This is a genomic window from Alkalihalobacillus bogoriensis ATCC BAA-922, assembly GCF_000621445.1.
Taxonomy (GTDB): domain Bacteria; phylum Bacillota; class Bacilli; order Bacillales; family Bacillaceae_F; genus Bacillus_AO; species Bacillus_AO bogoriense.
This window is the reverse complement of record NZ_JHYI01000012.1, coordinates 1-23,079: the sequence shown is the minus strand read 5'-3', so window position 1 is coordinate 23,079 and position 23,079 is coordinate 1. Positions and strand designations below refer to the sequence as shown.

Genomic DNA, 23,079 nt, shown 5'->3' with positions numbered 1-23,079 from the left:
GTCATGCGGGTTTTCGTTTTAAAAAATGGTCCGTGCAAGAAAGGAATTTCTTATCACTATTTTGTCTTTCTAAATTGCAACGGTGTTTTCCCATAAGTCTTTTTAAACATTTTAGCAAAATTTGCGGAGTAGTTGTAACCGACTTTATGAGCGATTTCGTCAATACTGAAGTCTGTTGTTGATAAGAGATTTGCTGCAACCGACATTCGTAGTTTATTTATATATTCACCGATCGATGTGTGATATAGCTTTGAAAACCCGGCCTTTAACTTTTGTTCATTTAAAAAGACCATCTTGCTTAACGCCTTAATTGTAGGAGGGTTAAAATAGTTTTTTTGTAAAATATCATGGGCTTTTCGAATCGCTTGAATGTCCGAAAAGGTTAATTTCATAATTCTGTTTGTACCAATATGAATATTTCCGTAGTCAATTTGGTTTGTAAACGCATTTTCCTTCGACTTTGTCACTTCATTTATGAATATGGCAATGCACTCTAAAATTTTACTTTCCACATAAATACTTGTTAAAGAATCGTCATGATGTAACCCTTGTAATTGTCCAATAATTTCAGTGATTTCCAGTGGTAGATATAAATAAGTATAGTTTTTAATTAGTGACTGAAAATCAATGATATTTGGAAAGTTAGGCTTTAGGATTTCATTAAAATAGTTTTCCGTTATTGTGATTTCAGTTCCGTGAAAATGTTGCCCTTTTGTCCATGTTGTTGTCACTTTAATATCTTTTTCAATCACAAAAAAGGAGGAAGGAGTAAACGTATAGACAGGGTTTTCTTCCATTTTAAACTGTGTTACACCTTCATAAACGACCCCAAACCTCATCAATTGCTCTGGATTATCAAATTTGAACGAGAAATCTTCAGGAATTGTATAGTCAGCGATAAAAAATTCATAATAACCTTCTCTGGAATAATTAATAAGGTGACCAAGCTCAGGTCTCGCTTTATTCGTGTATAAAGTGTAATAGCCACAATCGATTTTAGTGAATGTTAGTTTTTCTATAAACTTAGATTTAAATTGTTGATAAGAGGTTATCATTATTTTCTACTCTCCTTTAAAAATAAGTATAGTCCATGTGAGAATAGTGTTCAATTCGATATGTTGCAAAAATAATGAAAATAGGTGTAGATATTTCTATGAGAATGATTATCATATACAATTAAGCTTGTACTTGAAGTCAATCTATTTTGACTAGGGTGATCTAAACATAGGGAGAACAAACAGATACTAAAGGCAAAGTAATCATTGCTTTGTTAAGACTTTTACTCAAAAACGAATGCAGAAGGAAGGTTGATTACTAAATAGTGTAAAAAAATCAATGCATTGTACGAGCTATTGCCTATCTCTATAAAATTACCATTGACAAATATGCTTAAAAAAATATAATAAATGATATTGATAATCATTATCAAATTAAATGAAGATAAGGATGAGTACACAAATGAATACAAAACGAAAAATATCAGTAATCGTTACATTATTAATAGCTATGCTTATGTTTTCACTAATCGGTTGTTCAAGTGAGCAATCAAACACAGAACCAGCAATGAGTGATGAAACGAACACAGAAACAACAGATTCTGAAGAGGTAACAGCTGAATATCCAATCAAAATTCAGCATGCCCTAGGCGAAACTGTCATTGAAAAGAAACCTGAGAGAATTGTTACGATTTCATGGGCAAACCATGATGTTGTGCTTGCTCTTGATGTTGTCCCTGTAGGGTTTTCAGCGGCAAACTATGGTGTTCAAGATGATAGTGGGATGTTGCCTTGGACGGCAGAAAAATTAAAGGAACTTGGGGAAGAAAGCCCAAATATTTTTCAAGATACGGATGGTTTAGATTTTGAAGCTATTTCAGACGCGAATCCAGATGTCATTCTTGCATCATATTCAGGAATTACACAAGAAGAATATGAGACATTAAGTGAGATAGCTCCCGTTGTTGCCTATGAAACGGGACCTTGGGTAACTTCATGGCGTGACCAAGTGAAATTGAATTCTATGGGTATGGGGATGGCAGAAAAAGGTCAACAATTGATTGCCGATACAGAAAAGCTGATTCAAGATAAAGCAAACGAACACGAAGAAATCAAAGGAAAAAAAGCAGCATTTGCAATGATTTCAGTAGCTGATTTATCGAAGTTTTATGTGTATACACCAGCAGATCCTCGTGGGGAGTTTCTTGGAGAAATAGGAATGGAATATCCAGAAAGCTTAATAAACCATATTCCTGACCCGAATAGTTTTTATATTGAATTAAGTGCTGAAAATGCAGATGCTCTTAATGATGTAGAAGTGTTAATCACATATGGTGATGAGAATACATTAGCTGCGCTTCAAGCTGACTCTATCCTTGGGAAAGTACCAGCGATTGAACGAGGATCAGTTGTCGTGATTGGTGATAATACACCACTTGCAGCAGCAGGAAATCCGAACCCACTTTCGATCCAATATTCGATAGATGAGTATTTAACTTTAATCTCAGAAGCTGTTAGCAAACTAAACTAAAATGATGAAAACATCCGTTTCAGAAATAAAGCAGTTACATGTTCCAAAATATTTCCTTAGCGTTCTTTTATTGCTTATCATTTTATTAGCAATAAGTGCTTTAGCTTCACTTGCTTTTGGCTCACGGACGATTGGCTGGACAGGATTAATGGAGGGGTTATTTCACCTCGATGTGCAGTCACATGAATCGAGTGTCGTTCGGCAACGAATTGCGAGAACGTTGTTTAGTCTCATGTGCGGTGCTGCATTAGGAGTTTCAGGAGCTCTTATGCAGTCTGTCACTCGCAATCCAATTGCTGACCCTAGTATTTTAGGTGTCAACACTGGTGCAGCCCTCTTTGTTGTTATTGGAATTTCCTTTGTAAATATTAGTTCGGCTAGTCAATATATTTGGTTTGCACTAGCGGGAGCAATAGTAACTGCCATTTTTGTATTCGGAATTGGTTCTTTGGGGAGTGGCGGTGCCACGCCCCTTAAATTAGTTTTAGCGGGGGCTGCCACAAGTGCGGCATTATCGTCTTTAGTTATGGCCATCATGATTCCTCGTACAAATGTGATGGACCAATTTCGATTTTGGCAAGTTGGGAGTGTTGGCTCAGGAAGCTGGAATTCGATTTCAACGTTTCTCCCGTTTTTACTTGTCGGTTTACTCATTGCCGTTTTCACAGCTCCGGCTTTAAATGCATTAGCATTAGGCGATGAAGTGGCTACAGGGTTGGGCGTACGTACGGGTATGCTTAGATTGATTGCTGCTTTTGGTGGTGTTTTATTATGTGCAGCTGCAACAGCTTTAGCTGGTCCGATTGGTTTTATTGGGTTATTAGCTACTCATGTTATCCGGCTTATGATTGGGCCAGATTTACGTTATATTATCCCAATGTCAGCTTTAGCAGGAGCGATTATTTTAACGATATCAGACATATGTGGTAGGCTTATCGGGAGTCCAGGTGAGTTAGAAGTTGGTGTTGTGACAGCGTTTATTGGTGCTCCTATTTTAATCTTAATAACGATGAAAGCGAAAATGCGTGCGCTATGATAAATGAATCTATTAATCTTATAATGGTTGGAAGAAAAAAGAGACGTCGTCGTTTTATTTTCATGACTTCTTTATTGGCAATCATCGCGGTTGCCCTTTGTTGTGCAATGCTCATGTTAGGGAATACGATATATCCGGTCCGTGATGTTATCCGAGTGTTAGTAGGAGAAGACGTACAAGGCGCATCTTTTGCTATCGGTACAATTCGCCTTCCTCGAATGATTGCAGGAGTATTTGCTGGATTTGCTTTTGGGGTTGGAGGGTATATTTTTCAAACGATGCTTCGAAATCCGCTAGCGAATCCAAATGTCATTGGAATTACAGCTGGTTCAAGTGCAGCTGCTGTTTTTTGTATTATTGTTCTTCATGCGAGTAATATGGTTGTTTCGATTGCTTCAGTTGTAGGAGGGCTTGCTACCGCAATCATCATTTTTCTATTATCAAAAGGAAGATCTTTTTCTATTGGAAGGTTGATTTTAGTAGGGATAGGGATTCAAGCGATGTTAAATGCGGTTATTTCCTATTTGTTACTGATTGGTCGGCAACAAGACTTACCTACGGCGATGAGATGGTTAAGTGGGAGTTTAAATGGAGTGAAAATGGAAACCCTTTCTCCGCTTGTTTTAACCGTTTTGATTTTTACACCGATTATTATTGCACTTGGAAAACGATTAGATTTATTAGAGCTTGGAGAGGAAGCAGCAACCTCCCTAGGCATTCATACAGATAAAACGAGGCTTGTTTTAGTTATTAGTTCGGTTCTTATCATTGCTTTAGCAACGGCAACGACAGGACCTATTGCCTTTGTCGCTTTTCTAGCAGGACCGATTGCCAAAAGATTGGTCGGTGTTGGATTTTCAAACATGATACCAGCTGGTTTGGTTGGCATCATTTTAGTATTAGCATCCGATTTAATAGGACAATTTGCTTTTGCTACTAGGTACCCTGTTGGTGTCATTACCGGTATACTTGGTGCGCCTTACTTGCTCTACTTGCTCATTCGTATTAATCGCAAAGGAGATTTGTAATGAAACCAACACATATTTTTCAAGTTGAAGGAATTACAGCAGGATATGAGAATAAAGCAATATTACATGATGTTAGTCTTTCCATTCCAAGCAATAAAATTAGCATTATTATTGGGGCCAATGGTTGTGGAAAATCAACATTGCTTAAAACGATGGCTAAATTGATTAAACCTACATCTGGACAAGTAACATTGGATGGAAAACCGATTCACCGGATTCCACCAAAACAATTGGCTCGTGTGTTAGGTCTTTTACCGCAATCTCCTATTGTTCCTGAAGGGATTACAGTGGCAGATTTAGTGGGGCGAGGAAGATATCCGCACCAAACATTTTTAAAAGGGTGGACGAAAAAAGACTATGAAGCTGTAGCTGAGGCCATGGATATGATGAATATTACAGAATTTGCTGACGTAAATATTGATGAACTATCTGGTGGGCAACGACAGCGTGTTTGGATTGCGATGGCACTTGCCCAAGAAACAGACATTCTGTTTCTTGATGAACCGACAACGTATTTAGATATCACGTACCAGATCGAAATCCTTGATTTGCTTACAGACCTTAATCGAAAATACGGAACAACGATTGTCATGGTTCTTCATGATATTAATTTGTCAGCACGTTATGCCGACTATATTTTCGCGTTGCATAAGGGAAAACTTGTCACTGAAGGAGAGCCATCAAAGGTGATTACTAGTGATTTGATTGAAGATATATTTGGGCTTCATTGTACGGTAATAAGCGATCCGGTTTCATGTACTCCGTCAGTAATCCCCATTGGTAGACATCATAATAAGTTGAGGGTATATTCGTAGTTCCGTTAAAACATAGCTAGTAGGAAGTCGTTTGTCAGTTGGCTGCGGCTTCTTTTTTGTTGGCGTATTGTATGAGTTAGGGCGTTCGGACATAGGATCTGTTATTTATCCATAATTGTCGTTAAAGTTTTCGCTATCGGACATACGTTCCGTTACTTTGCGAAAAAGAGCACGAATTCCTTGAAAATAAGTGAAATAGCGGAACATATGTCCAAAGCTACCTGAGAAACGGGCATAAAATAGGAAATAGCGGAATCTATGTCCGTACGTCAAAAAGAAAATAATCCTTGCCCCCTGGTAAATATTTGCTGTAACTTCCAATAAAAATGCTAGAATATGAGAATAGAACGCATTGGGAGGGTTGTAGCGTGGAAATTAGTCTTGAAATCATTTTATTCTTATTAATCGTTGCGGTTATTGCGGGCTGGGTTGACACGATTGCTGGTGGAGGAGGGTTATTAACAATTCCTTCAATGTTATTAGTAGGAATGCCACCAGCAACAGCGATTGCTACAAATAAATTACAAGGAAGTAGTGGCACGTTTGTGGCGACAATGTATTTTATTAAAAAAGGAGCTATTGATCGTAAAACAATAACTATACCTGTCATTACAACTTTTATCGGTGCGGTTATTGGAGGATGGCTTGTTTTACAAATCAATGCCGAGTATTTAGTGTTACTCTTACCTATACTGCTCATCGTTATTGGTTTTTACTTTTTACTCTCCCCAAAAATTGATAATATCGACAGAAAAGCCAAGATGAAATTATCGATATTTTCAATCACAATAGCTCCGTTATTAGGTTTCTATGACGGATTTTTTGGTCCAGGAACGGGAAGTCTTATGGCTGTCGCATTTATAGCATTATGTGGATTTGGTGCTCCAAAGGCGACAGCGAATGCGAAAATTTTAAATTTTACAAGTAATATGGCAGCTCTTCTATATTTTCTTTTTTATGGACAAATCGCATGGCTTATTGGAATTATAATGATGATTGGACAAATTATTGGGGCTTATATAGGAGCAAAGATGGTGCTAGAAAAAGGGGTAAAGCTCATTCGACCGTTAGTGATAACGATTTGTTTTGTTATGGCTTTGCAAATTATATGGAAGAACTTTTTTTAAAGAGAAAAAAGATCTTACAAGGAGACAAACTTAAATAGTATAATTTGTAGTGGACTCAAAAATGGATCTAGTACGGTTCAAAATGACATAGGAGTTGTACAAACATATGAATAAAAAAGATGTGGCAAATATTCGCAAACAATTCAAACTAAATAATGAGTTATTAAAAATAACCGATATTTTCAACGTGTATGTTCAAAAAGAAAGTAGTGATATATACCATCAAGAATGTCAACCTTTTCCATTGCTTGATGACGAACACCAAGAGTTATTTATGAATAATTTCAAAAAAATCTTAACAGGTCAATTAGATTCAAAGTTATTTGAATTAAGATTTCAGCAAGAAGCAATTCAAGATCATACTCAACATATCCTTTACAATGGTTTGCAAGCAAGTGAGGTAGAAGATTGGAAAGAGCATATGCTACAACTCGTTGCAAAAATGTTTAAAGATGTAGAATATAAACATGATGTCGTCGTTACGTTTATTCGTGGTAGCTATTATAAGCCGACAAAAGCAAGTAACGAAGAAACAGAACATCAAGCAACTGACGAAGTGTATACACATCCGTTTGCTTTGTGCAGCATTAACAAAACAGAAGAACCACAAAAGTCATTAGTGTTTGACTATGTGGAAAAAGAGTTTAAATATAATGTAGTTGTTGATCCGATTATTAATTTGACTGCTCCGATGGCTGGGTTTATGTACCCGTGTTTTACTGAAAACTCAGCAGATGTAAACCATATTTTATACTCGTCAGGAAAAGCAAATGAACCTGACCCACATTTTGTAGAAGAAGTCTTAAATGCAGAAACATTTCTAACGGCACAGGAAGACAAAGCCGTGTTTGAGGAAATTGTAAAAGATGTAGTTGGTGAGCAGTTTAATACTCGAACACTTTCAAACGTCTATGAAGAAATTCAAAAGGTCATGGATGAAAATGAGGAAGAAGATATCCCGAAACTTGATTATAAAGATGTAGAACGAGTATTAAAAGTAAGTGGGGTTGAAGATGTCAATCTCGATAAAGTCGAGATGGCATATAAAAAAGTGATTGATGATGAGAAATATGAGTTGAAAGCAAGCAATATTGTTCCAAGTTATAAATCAAAATCAATTAAAATTAATACAAAAGTAGCAAATATTTCAGTAAGCCCTCAAGATTTAAAGTATGTGAAGCAAGTGAACTATAACGGAAAACGTTGCTTGCTTATTGAAATTGATGAAGATGCGGTTATTGAAGGATTTACGATGGCTCCAGAAACACTTCTTAGTGCGGCACCTGATGAAGAATAAAGGAAGAGAGAGTAGAGTGATCCCTCCTTGGAGGGAGTCCTGCTTTAGCGTTCGCGGTCCTCAAGCTCTCGGCTCACTTTTGAAATCGTTTCTCTTTCTTTTCCATTGTTTGGTTGAGCCGCATCTTTACTTTCGATCATATTACGTTTTGATTTTGATTTTTTTCCCATTGTAAGTCCTCCTTTCAAACAAAGTATAGCTTTATTTTTTTCGTTTCGTAAAAAAATATGTAAATGAATTATGAGCTTAGGATATGTTACAAATTTTATTAAGAGATAAGAAAGTAATTTTAGTATTGCAGTGAAGCTTTGAAAGCTATTTCAAGAAGAGCGAAGGCTGCGCACCTGCGCGTTTCACCCCAGGAAGAGGACTTGGGGTTCACTTTCAAAAGCGGGCAGGGCTCCGTACTTCGCTTGAAAGAAAAGACGCTCCGTGTTTTTCTTAAGTAGTTCCTCAAAAAAACTCCTACTCTTCCACAAAATCCTCTTCAACTCCTTTTAACAAGGCTGGCCGTTAACTTTTCCGCTTTTTGTATGGAAAGACGTATAGTTGTTAAAAATAGAAATATCATGATATCTGGATTAAGAGATTGATAGATTATCGAAATTAATGAATTAGCTATCCCAAATCTGGTATACCTTTTTCGTTATAGTAAAAATGTAAAAAATACATTTCAAGTTGAGAGGTGACGGCGCTTGAAGGAAGTAGTTGAAATGTTACGGGAAACTTGTGAACAACATCCACTAAAAGAAAAAATCCTCGTAGTCGATTCATATCTTATTGGGGATCAAATCATGCTCGATTATGTAAAAAGCGGTCATCATGCGATCAATGTAAAAATAAAAACAGTCCGGGATTTAGCTTTAGATACGATTCAGACACATAGTGAATATATAACAACAACACTAGGAGCTCATTTTATGTATTCTATCGTAAAATCAATGCAACAAGAAAAGAAACTCCACTATTTTCAACAGTTAGAAATAACAACAGCATTTAGTTATCACATGTTCAATTTGATTCAAGATTTGCGACTGGCAGGATTTACGAGCATAACGATACAGCCAAACGCCTTTGTTTCCGAACAAAAAGGACAAGATATCATTCGGATTATGCAACGGTTTGAAAAAGTGATGGTGGATTATCAAATCAAAGATGAAGCGAGCTTATATAAACAAGCTAAAGAAAAAGTAGCTCGTTCAGAACGTCTATTTTTACTACAAAGTCAGTTATCTTTAGCATATGTCCAAGAACAATTTCTTGAACATCTATGTCCTACCATGTTATTTATGCCTGTCCCCCCTGTTTACGGAGTGCCAAAACCAAAAGAAACGAAATACTCTTTCATTGCGGAAGGTGAACCGACCACACTCAGTTATCTTTATCAACTCAATTCATGTGAAAAAGAAAATCAATCGATAACGTTAAGTAAATGTAAAACAGAAGAACAAGAGATAAAAGAAGTGTTATTTCAAATAAAATGTAAACAATTGCGTTTGGATGAGTGTGCGATGTTTTATACAACACCTCATCCATATGTAGCAACGATATTCCATCTTTCACAATCATATAACATCCCTGTCACCTTTCAAGATGGAATTCCTGTTCAATTTACAAAGCCGGGTAAGCTGATAAACGGTGTAGTTCAATGGATAAGAACATCGTACGAAACTTCATTTTTTGTAAAGCTATTACAAGAAGGTTTGTTTCATTTAGAAGATGATGCACCTTCAAAAACAAGATGGACAACACTTCTTCGTCAGTTGGATATTGGCTGGGGAAAAGCAAGGTATTCGGAACGATTACAAACTGAAATAAAGAAAGTAAAAGAGCGACTTGATGAAAATGAACAACACCAACCTTACTTAGAACAATTACATAAAGACTTAGTATGGATGAAACGATGGTATGATTCGATTTTCAGTGCTTTGCCAACATCGGTGAATGATAATCAGGTTTCACTACGAGAACTTTTGCAAGGGTTACATTTTATCATTTCAAAAATGGCAAATAGCACATCCTTTTATGATGAAGCTGCTAAAACGAGCTTATTAGAAAAAATTGAACAAATGATTCCTTATATACATGAGGTCATACCAGTCCAAGAAGCATTGTTTCATATTGAAGAGCTGTTAATCACCATAAATATTGGAGCATCTCGGGCAAAACCTGGGCATTTGCATGTTTCTTCTTATCAAAAAGGAATATATATAAGTCGCCATCATAGATTTGTTGTGGGGTTAGATCAACACCGTTTTCCAAAAAGTCAAAGTGAAAATCCGTTACTGCTTGACAAAGAAAGAACGAACTTAGGCAAAAACATCCCATTGCTCCAAAATAGCATCATAGAAAAAAATTATGCGATGCTGCAATTCATTGCTTCAAGCTCTGGTCATGTTCATTTAAGTTGTAGTCAGTTTAATATCAATGACAATCGAATGTTAGCACCGTCCCATTTGTTTTTGCAATGTTATCGCTTTGTAACTGGTAAGCACGATATCGATTTTACACATCTGCAGAAAGAGTTTCCTTGCAAAGAGGTTGATCTAGTAACAGAAAAAGACTGGTGGACAACAAAATTAACTAGAAGAGAAACAAATGAAATCGAATGGGAACTGCTCGAGCAGTTTGACCAACTAATACATGGGATGGAAGCTGAAGAGTTTCGTAATAGTAGTTCGTTTACTGTTTACGATGGCAAAGTCGAAAGTGACACGACTCAATGGGACCCACGCAAAAATCGAGAACAACAAATTTCAGCAGGGAAATTAGAAATGCTTGCAACATGCCCATACTCGTATTTTTTGCAAGAAGTGTTAAAGATTAAACCGATAGAAGAGCTGGAATATAACGAAAAACAATGGTTAGGCCCAGCAACTAGAGGAACTGTATTACATGAAATATTCGAGCGCTTTTATCGAATGCTTCAAGAACAGATGCAAAAACCTGTGTACGAATTGCATCATTCATTACTACTCGCTATAGTGCAAGACTGTTTACACAATGTAAAAGAACAGTTACCACCACCAAACTCTCAAGTTGAATGGAAGGAAACAAAAGAAATCATAGAATCTTGTGAGACTTTTTTAAAAATTGAAGAAGAACGAGCGCATGAAGCCGAACCGAAATACTTGGAATATACGTTTGGAGTTGATGGGAAACCCCCAGCGACAATACAATTAGCTTCTGGACCATTTTCTCTGTCAGGAAAAATTGACCGAGTGGATATTCAACAAGATGATTCAATTCATATTATCGATTATAAGACAGGCAGTACGTGGGGATATGACGAACAAAAGCAGTTTAACGGAGGGCGGCAATTACAGCACTTCCTCTATTCGTTAGCGATTGAAAATCATTTAGGATTAAAGGAAGGAACGGTAAAAAGAAGTTCTTACTTGTTTCCAACGAAAAAAGGATTAGGACAAGCTTTTGAGCGTAAACAAGAAAAAGAATTACGAACAAATGGTCACGCCATTTTAGAAAAGCTGTTAACAATTATTGAGTTGGGTCATTTTGCAATGACAGATGACGAAAATGACTGTAAGTTTTGTCAGTTTAAGCAAATCTGTCGAAGAGAGCAGTATGAGGCTGACGTCATTGAAAAGAAACATCAAGACCAACAGTCAGCAGGTGTACGGAGTTTTAAGGGGGTACGAGCATATGACTAAACAAATTGTTGACCAACGAGACCGAGACAAAATCAAATTCAATTTACACCAAAATTTTTTAGTTGAAGCGGGAGCAGGCTCAGGGAAAACAACAAGTTTAGTTGACCGCATGGTTAATCTGATTTACACAGAAACAAATCAAATCGAAGAAATCGTTGCCATTACGTTTACAAGAAAAGCGGCAGATGAATTAAAAACGAGATTTCAAAACGAATTAGAAAAAGTGTGGAAGAAGGAAGGAAACCCAAAAACAAAAAGAAAGCTTGAGGAAGCTATTCAAAATGTAGAACGATGTTTTATTGGAACAGTCCATGCTTTTTGCGCTCGGCTACTTCGGGAGCGACCGATTGAAGCAAATCTTGATATGATGTTCCGTGAACTTGAGGACGAAGAGGACAAACAACTTGCCGAAGAAGCATGGACTGTCTATCTTTCTAAACTACAAGCGGAAGATGAGAAAAAAATAACGACTTTACATGAGATTGGTGTAACAGAAGAAGTACTTCTTGACCGATTTCAAATGATAAAACATTATCCTGATGTCGAGTGGGTGGCAACACCAATGGAAATGCCACAGTTAGAAACAGCTTTTACCCGATTAATCACACTGCTTAAGGAAGCAAAACGAACGATTCCAGATATCGTTGAAAAAGGTCCAGATTCATTACAAAAAAACATCCTACAAGCATTGCGAAAAGCTCGATATCGAAAAGAAACCCCAGCTCTTATAATTGAGGTATTTGAGCTGTTTGAGTCAAAATCAGCTTTGGCGATTACTCAAAAGAAATGGACAACAAAAGAAGATGCTAAAGAATATAAAGCACGAATTGAATTATTTGTAGAAGACGTCATTGCCCCTTTATTACAGCATTGGCGTGAATACTGCCATCCGATTATTATCTCCTTTCTAAAAGGAGCATTACTAGTGTATGAGCAAATGAAAAAAGAGCAATCACTCTTAAACTTTCAAGATCTTCTTATTCAAACAACAAAGCTATTACAGTGCAATCCTGAAGTTCGATCTTATTTTCAAGAGAAATACAGATGTATGCTTGTTGATGAATTTCAAGATACCGACCCGATTCAAGCGCAAATGATGTTTTTTTTAACAGGGGAAAATGTGACAGAACAAGAATGGGTGAAATGTAAGCCACGATCTGGTTCTCTTTTTGTTGTAGGAGATCCAAAACAAGCGATTTATCGTTTTCGCAGGGCAGATATTGATATTTATAATAAAGTAAAAGAACTGATTTGTTTGCATGGTGGGGAAGTCTTACAGCTTACAATGAATTTTCGTACGATTGACAGTATTACTGAGAAGTTAAATCAAGTATTTCAAGAGCATTTACCAGAACAGGAATCAAAATACCAAGCTGCATATCGTCCATTGCACTCGTTTCATGCCGGCGAACAAGAAACGAGTAAGATTAAGAAAATTGTTGTTCCTGTTGATTTTACAAAAAATCAAGCGATGATTATCGAAAAAGATGCGGAAAATATTTGCGCTTCGATTCAAGCACTGTTACAGCAAGGGTATGAGCCAAAAGATATGATGATAATTACACGGTATCATTCCGGTATTGGTGTGTATAGTTCAAAGTTAGAACAAGCCGGAATTCCAATAAGTGTAAGTGGTGAAATGAAAATTGGTACGAGTAGAGTATTTCAAGAGTTACTTATTTTACTAGAAACATTTGTTGATCTTACTAATTCAGTTGCTCTAGTCGCCACATTACGAAGTTGTTGGTTTGGTATTAGTGATGAACAGTTATATGAGTGGAAACAAAAAGGTGGTTCATTTTCTATTTACAGTTCTCTATCAAATGCAGAACATGAGCCAATTCATCCGGTTGAAAAGGCATTTAGCAAGCTTAAGCAATATGCCAAATGGGTACGCTCTTATTCTCCATTAGTTGCGATTGAAAAAATCATTGAGGATGTTGGGTTTTATCCGTTGTTAGTCGCGCATAGTTACGGAGCCCGAGAATATACACAATTTGTACAAATCATCGAGGCGCTTAGAAAAGAAGAGGAAAACGGTCATACGCTTTATTTTGAAGTCGTTTCTAGTTTGACTACTTTTTTATCAGCGAAAGTGAAGGTCGTTAATTTAGATGAAGATGCGAATGCGGTCCGGATTTTAAATGTCCATAAAGCAAAGGGGTTAGAAGCACCTATTGTATTTCTAGCTCATCCTGGGAAGAAAACAGATGTCGGTAAGTTTATTTCTTCTCATATTAAACGGGAACAACAAGCTTCAAAAGGCTATTTTCTTTTTACGAAACAAAGCGGTTTTACAAAAACACCAATCGCACAACCAAAGAATTGGGATGAGTATAAAGCAGAGGAAGAAGCGTATCTTGTAGAAGAAGAAATACGAATTCTTTATGTCGCAGCGACTAGGGCAGAAAAGTTAATGATTATAAGTAGTTGCGAAAAAAAAGATAGTCAGAACCCATGGACTTTGCTGTTAAAAGGACTACCTAATCTAGAAGAAGTGGAAATTAATAAAGCAAGTACGATTCAAAAAGAACCGGTGCTAGCTACTGTTACCCTTGAATCCTACCTACAGGAAACGGAGAGTTTGTTTGATTGGGTACAAGAAAGTGCAACACCTTCTTTTCTAAAGGTCAGTCCTACGGATGAAAAAGAGTCCATTCATTTTAGAGATATTGATAGAGAAGAAGGTGGTGGGCTGCAGTGGGGGCTAGTAATTCACGATGTTTTTGAACAACATGTAAAGCAAATTTTAACGGACGAACATATTCGTTTAAGTCTCCAAAAACATCAACTGCCGGTTGAACGAAAAGAGGAAGTATGCTTACTCGTAGAAAAGTTAGAAGAAACGGATATATGGCGAGAGTTGCAAAGGGCAGATGAAGTTTTAACTGAGGTTCCTTTTACTTTACCAATTCACCAGGGAGACCCATTATATGAACAGCTAGACACACAAGGGACATCACAGATATTTTTATCAGGAATCATTGACTTGGTGTATAAAATAGAGGGGCAATGGAAAATAGTTGATTATAAAACAGACCGACTTAAAGATATAAATCAACTATCAAAATTGACGAGCTACTATAATAATCAAGTACAGCTGTACAAGGAAGTTTGGGAAAAACTAACGAATGAAGACGTCGCCAAAGTGTTGCTCTATTACGTGACGCATCAACAAGTAGTTGAAATGATGTAAAGTAGTATGAATTCTCCTTAATAGGATGTGAAGAGATGAGTGAGAATAAAACGGCTTTGCGATTACTTGCCTTAAGAGAAATTTTGCTAGTTGAAACAGATGAACACCATCAGCTTTCAATGAAAGAATTAATTGCCAAGTTGAAAATGTATGTGCCAGAGTTTCCTGCTGATGCAAAAACGGTGAAAAAGTATATTCATACATTACGAGATAGCGGGTTTGATATTATTGAAAACACAGGAAAACATGGTGAGCTCTTTTATAGCCATCAAGACCGGTTATTTGAAACATACCAGCTTCGACTTTTAATAGATCCTGTTCTTTCGGCTAGATTTATTACAACCGAGGAGAAAAAATATCTAGTGTCATGTTTAAAACAGTTAACGAGTAAGCAAATCGCCAAAACACTACCAGATCCGGTTGTATACCAGCAATCGATTAATACGAATTACAACCTTATTAAACATCATATTGATATCCTACATGAAGCAATTTCACAGAAAAAAATCGTCTATTTTCAATACGGTGACTTTAATCTTGAGAAAACATTTACACTACGTCATGATGGGCGACTGTATAAAATTAAACCGCATGCATTAATATGGGAGTCTGACTTTTATTATTTAATAGGTGATGATGTGAACTATGGGGAAGAAGAGAACCCAAGAAATTACCGCTTAGACCGAATGCGACATGTTGTTATATCAGATGAAAGCTTCACACAGCAAAAAAAAGACTTAAGTGAATATATTCAACATTCATTTCATATGTTTGGTGGTCAGGATGATTGGATTACATTGCAATTTCAGTTAAACCGAGTCACGTTAAATGGTGTTTTTGATAAGTTTGGTATGGACTCCAATGTTAAACAAGTAAGTGAAAAATCGTTTCTTGTGAAAGCAAAGGCAAAAAAAAGTGCCGGGTTGAAAGCTTGGATTTTATCATGGGGGAGCCAAGTTCAGGTGGTGTCGCCGCTGTCGTTACAACAGGAGATAGAGCAGGAAATTGAAAAAATGATCGCACTTTATTCAAAGTAGGAAAACTCTTGTGGACATCTATTCCGTTATTTCACTAATTTTTGCCATTCGTAATATTCTATCGGACATCTTTTCAGCAATACACTAAAATACAAGCTTTTGCACCCTAAATGGGCAAAGTAACGGAACAGATGTCCGATACGACTTGAAAAAGTCGAAAAAAATGAAAGATAGCAGAACAGATGTCCGTTACACTACATGAGAAAAAAGTCGAGGTCACTTCCTTCTTAGTGACCTCGACTTTTTCTATATTATTGCATAAACGACTGATCAGATGGTTGATTATCAGTCATTTTTGCTTGTTGTTGCATCATTTGCATGTTCGTTGGGTTTGTTCCATGAATATAAGCAGGACCTGGCTGCAATTGTGGGTGTTGGCCCATTGCTTCAGGATTTGCGACGTATTCGAAGTTCCCTTGACCATCAAATGTTGGTCCATTTGCCCAACGACCTTGGCTGCTTTCTTCCCCTGTTGAGAAGTTCATAAATTGATTAGCGACTTCTTGTATTTCATATTCACGGTTAAAGGTGCTCGGGACAATTACACTTTCCGCTTGTTCAAGTTCATGAATGGCAGCCATCCATTGGTTTTGATGCATCGAATCTCTAGCGATTAAGAAAGATAACATGTCACGCACACCAGGGTCTGTCGTCATTTCATATAAACGAACTGCTTGAAGTCGGCCTTGGGATTCTGCGTTTAAATTCGCGCGGAAATCGGCAAGTAAATTACCACTTGAAATCATATAGCGAGCGGTCCATGGGAATCCGACACTGTCATTTGGTTGTGCGCCTAGGCCGTTGACAATGGCATGCTGTGGATTCATTCCACCTAACACCGCTTCAACGACAGGATTTTTTGCTGCTTCTTCTTGATCATGAGCAGGGGCACCATCGACAAGCTGGGCAATCATCGTTGCTAACATTTCAACATGCGCTATTTCCTCTGTTCCTATATCTAAAAGCATATCACGATACTTTTTATCTCCACGGCAGTTCCACCCTTGAAATAAATATTGCATCATGACAGATATTTCCCCGAATTGGCCACCAAGTATTTCTTGGAGTTTTTTTGCATATACCGGGTCAGGTTGAGAAGGTTTTGCATTGTATTGAAGCTCTTTGACATGATAGAACATGGGGCATTTCTCCTTTGGATTCAATTTTCGCTATTATTATGTACGAAAAGCCAATGGATATTTGAAAAAAATAGAAATTTCTTTAGAAAAGGGTTGACAAGCTGAGGTGCTATTTAATAATGACAACATTGTGCATGACAAAATACGTTTTTCTTCAAATTGAAAACGCTTCACACGGAGCTTATGATTAAGGTGTAAGAGAAATCGCAATTATCTTATCATAAACATTTTTTAAGGGGGAACTACAATGTCCAATTCAGCAAACGGCTCAAAACAAGATGTCCGTGTTAAAATTCAGCGTTTTGGAAGTTATTTAAGTGGCATGATTATGCCAAATATCGGCGCCTTTATTGCTTGGGGGTTTATTACCGCACTTTTTATCCCAACAGGTTGGTGGCCAAATGAAAGTTTAGCTCAACTTGTCGGACCGATGATAACGTATTTACTACCACTCTTAATCGGTTATACTGGTGGTAAAATGGTATATGGTGACCGTGGGGGAGTTGTTGGGGCAACAGCGACGATGGGGGTTATCGTCGGAGCAGATATCCCAATGTTCCTTGGAGCGATGATTATGGGGCCACTTGGTGGATGGCTCATTAAGAAAATTGATGAAGTCGTTCAACCGAAAGTCCGTCAAGGCTTTGAAATGCTTGTAAACAATTTTACAGCTGGTATTTTAGGGATGTTACTGACATTAGCGGCGTTCCTAGGAATTGGTCCTGTTGTGCTCGCATTAAATAAAGTGTTAGCAGCAGGTGTAGAAGTTATTGTGAATGCAGGGTTATTACCATTAGCAAACATTTTTATTGAACCAGCTAAAGTTTTGTTTTTGAACAATGCGATTAACCATGGAATCTTAAGTCCATTAGGAGCAAAAGAAGCTGCAGAGGCTGGAAAGTCAATTTTATTCTTATTAGAAACGAACCCTGGACCGGGGTTAGGAATATTATTAGCGATTATGATTTTTGGTGCAGGGACGGCAAGACAAACAGCTCCTGGTGCTATCGTCATTCATTTCTTAGGTGGGATTCATGAAATTTACTTCCCGTATATTTTAATGAAACCAATGTTAATTTTAGCCGCTATCGCTGGTGGAATTAGTGGGGTTTTCACTTTCACATTATTTAATGTAGGATTAGTAGCGCCGCCATCACCAGGAAGTATTATTGCTTTAATGGGTATGACAGCGAGAGGAGATCATTTAGGAGTTCTATTAGGGGTACTTGTGGCAACTGCTGTTTCCTTTATAGTCGCTTCAATTATTTTAAAAACAGGTAAGAAAAACGAAGAAGAAGATATGACAGCAGCAGCTGCAAAAATGGAGCAACTGAAAGGAAAGAAAAGTTCAGTAGCGAGTTCATTTGATACGAAAACGGATTTTGACCCGAACAATGTGAAGAAAATCATCTTTGCTTGTGATGCTGGTATGGGCTCAAGTGCAATGGGAGCATCGATTTTAAAAAATAAAGCAAAGAAAGCAGAATTAGATGTAAACATTACGAATACGTCGATTAACAATATTCCAGATGATGCGGATATAGTAATCACTCACAAAGATTTAACTTCTCGTGCGAAAGAAAAATTACCTACGGCTTATCATATTTCGGTTGAAAACTTCTTAAATAGTCCAAAATATGATGAGTTAATGGAAAAATTAAAATAACATCAAAACAAGACTGACTTCAAAAAAAAGTTAGTCTTGTTTTTAGCATATAAGAAAGAAAAATCTTGGTATAGTAGCGATGCTTTGAAAGCTTATCTTTAAGAGCGAAGGCTGTGCACCTGCGCGTTTCACCCCAAGTAGAACACTTTGGGTTCACTTTCAAAAGCTGGCAGGGCTCCGTACTTCACTTGAAAAGAAAAGAAGATCCCGCGTTTTTCTTTATAAAACGAATCGATATTATTTAATTTTGGCAACAAGTCAAAAGGCGAAATTGAATCTTTCTTTTGTTGAGAAAGAGGTTACAAATTATAGATAATAGAAGTATGAAGGATGTTATTTATATTTTGTCATCAACTTTGCTTAGCGTATGATTAGTCATAGTAGTGGAGTGAGAATGATGTATATAGCGGCTAGAGAACGAAAAATACTAGAGTTGCTCTTAATGAAATCCGAAGAGACAACGGTAAAAGAAATATCTTCTGAATTAGATGTCAGTCCAAGAACCGTTCACCGTGATTTAAAAGGGGTAGAAGATATTTTAACAGAACATGGCCTACAGCTTGTAAAGAAGTCAGGTATTGGCATCCAAGTGAGCGGTGACAAAGCCGGTAAAGAACATTTGCAACAGCTTTTGTTTACGTTATCACATCAAGAATATACACCGGAAGAACGACAAACATTGATATTGTCATCATTGCTTGAAACAAAAGATCCGGTTAAATTAATTGCACTAGCCCATGATTTAAATGTAACGATTGCAACAATTAGTAATGACTTAAATAAAATCGAAGAACAAGTTACGCCTTTTGGCTTGTCACTCGTTAGAAAAAGAGGCTATGGGGTAGAAATTCAAGGACCTGAATCGGCAAAACGAAAAGCGATGAGCAAGCTGATTATTACGAATATCGATGAATTTGAGTTTATTACGATTTTAAAAGAGACGATTCAAAAAAAGGCATCGCAAACAATTGATACGGTGACAGACCGGTTGCTAGGGCTAGTAGAAAAACAAAAACTACTTATGATTGAAAGGCAAATTGATTCGATTAAAAGTGACTTGCCGTATTCGATAGCCGACAGTGCATATATTGGGCTAGTTGTTCATCTCGCTTTGGCAATCGAACGAATTCAACAAGGTGAAGAGATAACATTTGATCATGACTATTTGCAAACGCTCAAAAAAACAAAAGAATATCACGCTGCAGAAAAAATCGTAGCCGGGTTAGAATCTTTATTTTCCATCAACATTTCTGAAGGAGAGCTTGGCTATATTACGATGCATTTAATGGGAGCGAAACTTAGAAATGAGCATGATGACATGTTGGAAGATTCCAGCCTTCATGTTGGTTTATTAGCGCAACAGTTAATCCGTTTTGTCAGTCAAGAGTTAGATTATGATTTACAGGACAATGTATCATTGTTTCATGGGTTAGTCGCCCATTTAAAACCAGCATTACATCGTATCAAACAGAATATGGGTATCTCTAATCCGCTTTTATCGAAAATCGAATCTGACTATCATGATATGTTTGTCGTATTAGAAAAAGGGGTTAGCGAGGTTTTTCCTGAATTACACGTACCAAAAGAAGAAATTGGTTATCTCGTGTTACATTTTGCATCAGCCATTTTAAACAAAGAAGACAAGATGAATTATCGGACGCTTGTTGTGTGCTCAAGTGGCATTGGTACTTCAAAAATGTTATCAACAAAGCTACAACAAGCGATTCAAGGGATAACAACTGTAAATGCGTCATTGTTTGACCTTGAAAATGTTGATGTTCATGACTTTGATGCCGTGATTTCTACGATTCCATTAAAAAATTTTCAACATGAGTATTTAGTTGTAAGCCCGCTTTTAGCTGAAGAAGAAATCGAGAAAGTGAAACGGTTGTTAAAAAATCGGCAGTTAGTTCAACCGCGAAAAAAACAACGGACAAACAGGGCAGGGCAAAGGGCCACGGATAGGGACTTTATCGAATATGTTGAAAAAATAAAAAACTATTCAACTGCCATTTATTCGCTTTTGGCTCAATTTAATGTTCGTAAGCTAGAAATGGTATCGACAGTGGAGTTGGCTTTACAAATGCTTTGTGAACCATTGGAGGAAAAACAGACGATTAACAGTCAAGAACAAGTCGTAACCGAGCTCTTAAGACGAGAACAAATAGGGGGACTTGGTATCCCAAATACATCACTTGCTTTATATCATACAAAAAGCGAATCTGTTCAAACCCCAACATTTTCAGTAGGGCATCTGGAAGAACCGCTTCAAGTAAAAGCGATGGATGGCGATGACCTTTCGATGCACACGATTCTATTATTGTTATCACCATTGAATAGTAACGAAGAAACAAATGAAATGTTAAGTGCAATTAGTGCACTCGTCATTCGAGATGAGCCAACGATTCGTTTCTTTGAAACAGGAACAGAGCAAGAAGTAAAAACATTACTAGTAGAAGAACTATCATCGTTTTTTAAGAAAAAGATATAAAACATTCACAAGGAGTGGGACAACATGACAAAAGAAATTTTAGCAAAAGAAAATGTCGTATTAAACCAACAGTTCACATCAAAAGAAGAAGCGATTCGTCAAACAGGGCAAATTCTCGTCGATAAAGGATATGTTAACGAAGAATACATTGAAAAAATGCTAGAAAGAGAACAATTAACTTCTACGTTCATGGGGAATTTTGTTGCGATTCCACATGGTACAGAAGATGCAAAAAAGGCTGTTCTTGCTTCAGGTTTATCGATCGTTCAAGTTCCAGAAGGTGTAGATTTTGGTGATGGGAATATTGCAAAAGTTTTAATCGGAATCGCTGGAAAAGATGGAGAGCATTTAGAAATTTTATCGCAAATTGCGATTGTTTGTTCAGAAGAAGAAAACATTGAAAAGATTGTAGAAGCACAAACTGAAGCTGAAATTTTAGCTTTATTTTCTGAGGTGAATTAATATGTTAGCCGTCCATTTTGGTGCAGGTAATATTGGTAGAGGGTTTATTGGGAAACTGCTATCTGATGCAGGGTACGATGTATGTTTTGTAGATGTAAATGAAGAAGTCGTCCGTTTGCTAAATGAAAAAAAAGAATATCGTGTAGTGTTAGCAGATGAAAAAAGTGAAGAAACGATGGTGACGAACGTAAGTGCCATTAATAGTATGGAACATCCAGAACAAGTTATTGCAGCGATTCAAAAAGCAGACCTAGTAACAACAGCCGTTGGGCCAACGATTTTAAAGATTATTTCGGGGGTGTTGGGAAAAGGGTTGAAAGAACGTGCGAAGCAAACTGAAGCCCCACTTAATATTATTGCTTGTGAAAACATGGTCGGCGGCAGTGTGTTTTTAAAAGAAGCGATTTATGAAAACGTAACGCCAGAGGAAAAAGAACAGTTTGACCGTATTTATGGCTTTCCAAATGCCGCGGTTGACCGCATTGTTCCGAATCAAACGAATGACGATAAACTGATGGTTAAAGTGGAACCTTTCTTTGAGTGGGTTGTCGACAGAGCAGCGATGGTTGGTAATGTCCCCGTGATTGAGGGTGTGACATATGTCGATGATTTAACTCCTTATATTGAACGAAAACTGTTTACAGTCAATACAGGGCATGCTGTTTGCGCGTATATAGGCTATCAAGCTGGATTACAAACGATTAAAGAAGCAATGGAGCATCCTGATGTCCTTCATGCAGTAAAAGAAACAATACGGGAAACTGGGGAATTGTTAGTTGGAAAATATCAATTCGATGCAATAGAACACGAGAAATATCGAAAAAAAATTATCGGACGCTTTACGAACCCGCATATAAATGATGAAATTCCAAGGGTAGCAAGAGGACCGCTTCGCAAATTAAGTCATGGTGATCGCCTCGTCAGTCCGGCTGTTCAATATTTTCAAGTAGTTGAAGGCGAGCCTGTTTATTTAGCGAAAGCAATTGCTGCGGCTTTGCAGTATGATTATGCACAGGATGAGGAAGCTGTAGCGTTACAACAAACCATTATGGAAAATGGCTATGAAAAGGCAATTCAACAAGTATGTGGATTGGAAAGTAAACATCCGCTTATTGCGCTCATTTTGAAATATATACATTAGTAATATGACCCACTTGTGGAAGACAAGTGGGTTGTATTTTTATTGCTTTATCGGACGTATGTTCACTGGCGTTGCAAATATATCCACAGGTTTAATTCTTACCTAGCTTCTAGTTAGCACAAATAACATATCCGTTCCATTGCGCTACAGCCACTCGCTTTCCGCGGGGAGGTGGCGAGCCTCCTCGGCTAACGCCTGTGGGGTCTCGCCGCTCCTCTCTTTCCCGCAGGAGTCGAGTGGCTTTCGCTCCATTTCACTCAGTGGAATCACTATATTTTTATGCTTTACATTTCAACTAACAAAGTGAAAATTTGAAGAAAACACTAGACGAATAAAAAAAATTCTCCTATTGTAAAAGCAAAGCCAAAGTTATCCGTGACTTTTACAATAAGGAGAATTTTATGGATAACAAAATTGTATCAAATCAATCTACACTAAGTAAATGTT

16 protein-coding genes are annotated in these 23,079 nt (G+C 37.3%); 13 read left to right on the top strand and 3 right to left on the bottom strand.

Going from position 1 to position 23,079, the window contains the following annotated elements; translation table 11 throughout:
- Positions 1-56 precede the first annotated feature (56 nt).
- A complete protein-coding gene (locus T323_RS0105010; RefSeq protein ID WP_035177801.1) occupies positions 57-1,055 on the bottom strand; it encodes a helix-turn-helix transcriptional regulator in 999 nt (332 codons plus the stop codon).
- A 403-nt stretch (positions 1,056-1,458) separates the two neighbouring features.
- Here T323_RS0105010 and T323_RS0105005 point away from each other — a divergent pair, with 403 nt between their 5' ends.
- The 6 genes from T323_RS0105005 to T323_RS0104980 all read left to right on the top strand — a co-directional run bounded on the left by T323_RS0105005 (position 1,459) and on the right by T323_RS0104980 (position 7,829).
- On the top strand, positions 1,459-2,526 hold the full coding sequence (locus T323_RS0105005; protein WP_026672284.1) for an iron-siderophore ABC transporter substrate-binding protein: 1,068 nt from the start codon (positions 1,459-1,461) through the stop codon (positions 2,524-2,526).
- Between the two features lies 1 nt (position 2,527).
- The gene (locus T323_RS0105000; protein WP_026672283.1) at positions 2,528-3,562 is read left to right on the top strand and encodes a FecCD family ABC transporter permease; all 1,035 of its coding nucleotides are present in this window, start codon (positions 2,528-2,530) and stop codon (positions 3,560-3,562) included.
- Entirely contained in the window at positions 3,559-4,590 is a 1,032-nt protein-coding gene (locus T323_RS0104995; RefSeq protein WP_026672282.1) for a FecCD family ABC transporter permease, read from the top strand. The genes T323_RS0105000 and T323_RS0104995 overlap by 4 nt, the downstream gene beginning before the upstream one ends.
- Entirely contained in the window at positions 4,590-5,405 is an 816-nt protein-coding gene (locus tag T323_RS0104990; protein WP_026672281.1) for an ABC transporter ATP-binding protein, read from the top strand. Before T323_RS0104995 ends, T323_RS0104990 begins: the two co-directional genes overlap by 1 nt.
- 368 nt (positions 5,406-5,773) lie before the next feature.
- Positions 5,774-6,532 (top strand): TSUP family transporter, encoded by a 759-nt coding sequence (locus T323_RS0104985; RefSeq protein WP_026672280.1) that lies wholly within the window; start codon positions 5,774-5,776, stop codon positions 6,530-6,532.
- A gap of 106 nt (positions 6,533-6,638) precedes the next feature.
- A complete protein-coding gene (locus T323_RS0104980; RefSeq protein ID WP_026672279.1) occupies positions 6,639-7,829 on the top strand; it encodes a DUF4317 domain-containing protein in 1,191 nt (396 codons plus the stop codon).
- A gap of 44 nt (positions 7,830-7,873) precedes the next feature.
- On the opposite strand, the gene T323_RS29520 is transcribed toward T323_RS0104980, so the two are convergent.
- The gene (locus T323_RS29520; protein WP_281175715.1) at positions 7,874-7,999 is read right to left on the bottom strand and encodes a hypothetical protein; all 126 of its coding nucleotides are present in this window, start codon (positions 7,997-7,999) and stop codon (positions 7,874-7,876) included.
- 525 nt (positions 8,000-8,524) lie between these two features.
- Here T323_RS29520 and T323_RS0104965 point away from each other — a divergent pair.
- From T323_RS0104965 to T323_RS0104955, 3 genes are read left to right on the top strand one after another with little or no spacing between them, the layout of a single operon-like run.
- Positions 8,525-11,500 (top strand): PD-(D/E)XK nuclease family protein, encoded by a 2,976-nt coding sequence (locus tag T323_RS0104965; RefSeq protein WP_026672278.1) that lies wholly within the window; start codon positions 8,525-8,527, stop codon positions 11,498-11,500.
- Positions 11,493-14,696, top strand: coding sequence for a UvrD-helicase domain-containing protein (locus T323_RS0104960; RefSeq protein WP_026672277.1), 3,204 nt, complete (start codon positions 11,493-11,495; stop codon positions 14,694-14,696). Before T323_RS0104965 ends, T323_RS0104960 begins: the two co-directional genes overlap by 8 nt.
- Before the next feature lie 35 nt (positions 14,697-14,731).
- Complete coding sequence (locus T323_RS0104955) at positions 14,732-15,733, top strand: helix-turn-helix transcriptional regulator (protein ID WP_026672276.1); 1,002 nt, start codon at positions 14,732-14,734, stop codon at positions 15,731-15,733.
- A gap of 251 nt (positions 15,734-15,984) precedes the next feature.
- Here the strand turns inward: T323_RS0104955 and T323_RS0104950 are convergent, their stop codons facing one another.
- The gene (locus T323_RS0104950; protein ID WP_026672275.1) at positions 15,985-16,872 is read right to left on the bottom strand and encodes a manganese catalase; all 888 of its coding nucleotides are present in this window, start codon (positions 16,870-16,872) and stop codon (positions 15,985-15,987) included.
- A 247-nt stretch (positions 16,873-17,119) separates the two neighbouring features.
- On the opposite strand from T323_RS0104950, the gene T323_RS0104945 reads away from it, so the two are divergent.
- From T323_RS0104945 to T323_RS0104930, 4 genes are all read left to right on the top strand, one after another.
- Positions 17,120-18,538: a PTS mannitol transporter subunit IIBC gene (locus tag T323_RS0104945; RefSeq protein WP_026672274.1), complete on the top strand. Its 1,419-nt coding sequence runs from the start codon at positions 17,120-17,122 to the stop codon at positions 18,536-18,538.
- 397 nt (positions 18,539-18,935) lie between these two features.
- Complete coding sequence (locus T323_RS0104940) at positions 18,936-21,029, top strand: BglG family transcription antiterminator (protein ID WP_026672273.1); 2,094 nt, start codon at positions 18,936-18,938, stop codon at positions 21,027-21,029.
- A gap of 24 nt (positions 21,030-21,053) precedes the next feature.
- Positions 21,054-21,491 carry a PTS mannitol transporter subunit IIA gene (locus T323_RS0104935; protein WP_026672272.1) on the top strand — a complete coding sequence of 146 codons (438 nt, stop codon included), beginning with the start codon at positions 21,054-21,056 and terminating at the stop codon, positions 21,489-21,491.
- 1 nt (position 21,492) lies between these two features.
- Positions 21,493-22,632, top strand: coding sequence for a mannitol-1-phosphate 5-dehydrogenase (locus T323_RS0104930; RefSeq protein ID WP_026672271.1), 1,140 nt, complete (start codon positions 21,493-21,495; stop codon positions 22,630-22,632).
- Positions 22,633-23,079 lie beyond the last annotated feature (447 nt).

Coding starts and splice junctions, on each gene's coding strand:
- T323_RS0105010 (WP_035177801.1), bottom strand. CDS start 1,055: ATGATAACCTCTTATCAACAATTTAAATCTAAGTTTATAGAAAAACTA.
- T323_RS0105005 (WP_026672284.1), top strand. CDS start 1,459: ATGAATACAAAACGAAAAATATCAGTAATCGTTACATTATTAATAGCT.
- T323_RS0105000 (WP_026672283.1), top strand. CDS start 2,528: ATGATGAAAACATCCGTTTCAGAAATAAAGCAGTTACATGTTCCAAAA.
- T323_RS0104995 (WP_026672282.1), top strand. CDS start 3,559: ATGATAAATGAATCTATTAATCTTATAATGGTTGGAAGAAAAAAGAGA.
- T323_RS0104990 (WP_026672281.1), top strand. CDS start 4,590: ATGAAACCAACACATATTTTTCAAGTTGAAGGAATTACAGCAGGATAT.
- T323_RS0104980 (WP_026672279.1), top strand. CDS start 6,639: ATGAATAAAAAAGATGTGGCAAATATTCGCAAACAATTCAAACTAAAT.
- T323_RS29520 (WP_281175715.1), bottom strand. CDS start 7,999: ATGGGAAAAAAATCAAAATCAAAACGTAATATGATCGAAAGTAAAGAT.
- T323_RS0104960 (WP_026672277.1), top strand. CDS start 11,493: ATGACTAAACAAATTGTTGACCAACGAGACCGAGACAAAATCAAATTC.
- T323_RS0104955 (WP_026672276.1), top strand. CDS start 14,732: ATGAGTGAGAATAAAACGGCTTTGCGATTACTTGCCTTAAGAGAAATT.
- T323_RS0104950 (WP_026672275.1), bottom strand. CDS start 16,872: ATGTTCTATCATGTCAAAGAGCTTCAATACAATGCAAAACCTTCTCAA.
- T323_RS0104945 (WP_026672274.1), top strand. CDS start 17,120: ATGTCCAATTCAGCAAACGGCTCAAAACAAGATGTCCGTGTTAAAATT.
- T323_RS0104940 (WP_026672273.1), top strand. CDS start 18,936: ATGTATATAGCGGCTAGAGAACGAAAAATACTAGAGTTGCTCTTAATG.
- T323_RS0104935 (WP_026672272.1), top strand. CDS start 21,054: ATGACAAAAGAAATTTTAGCAAAAGAAAATGTCGTATTAAACCAACAG.
- T323_RS0104930 (WP_026672271.1), top strand. CDS start 21,493: ATGTTAGCCGTCCATTTTGGTGCAGGTAATATTGGTAGAGGGTTTATT.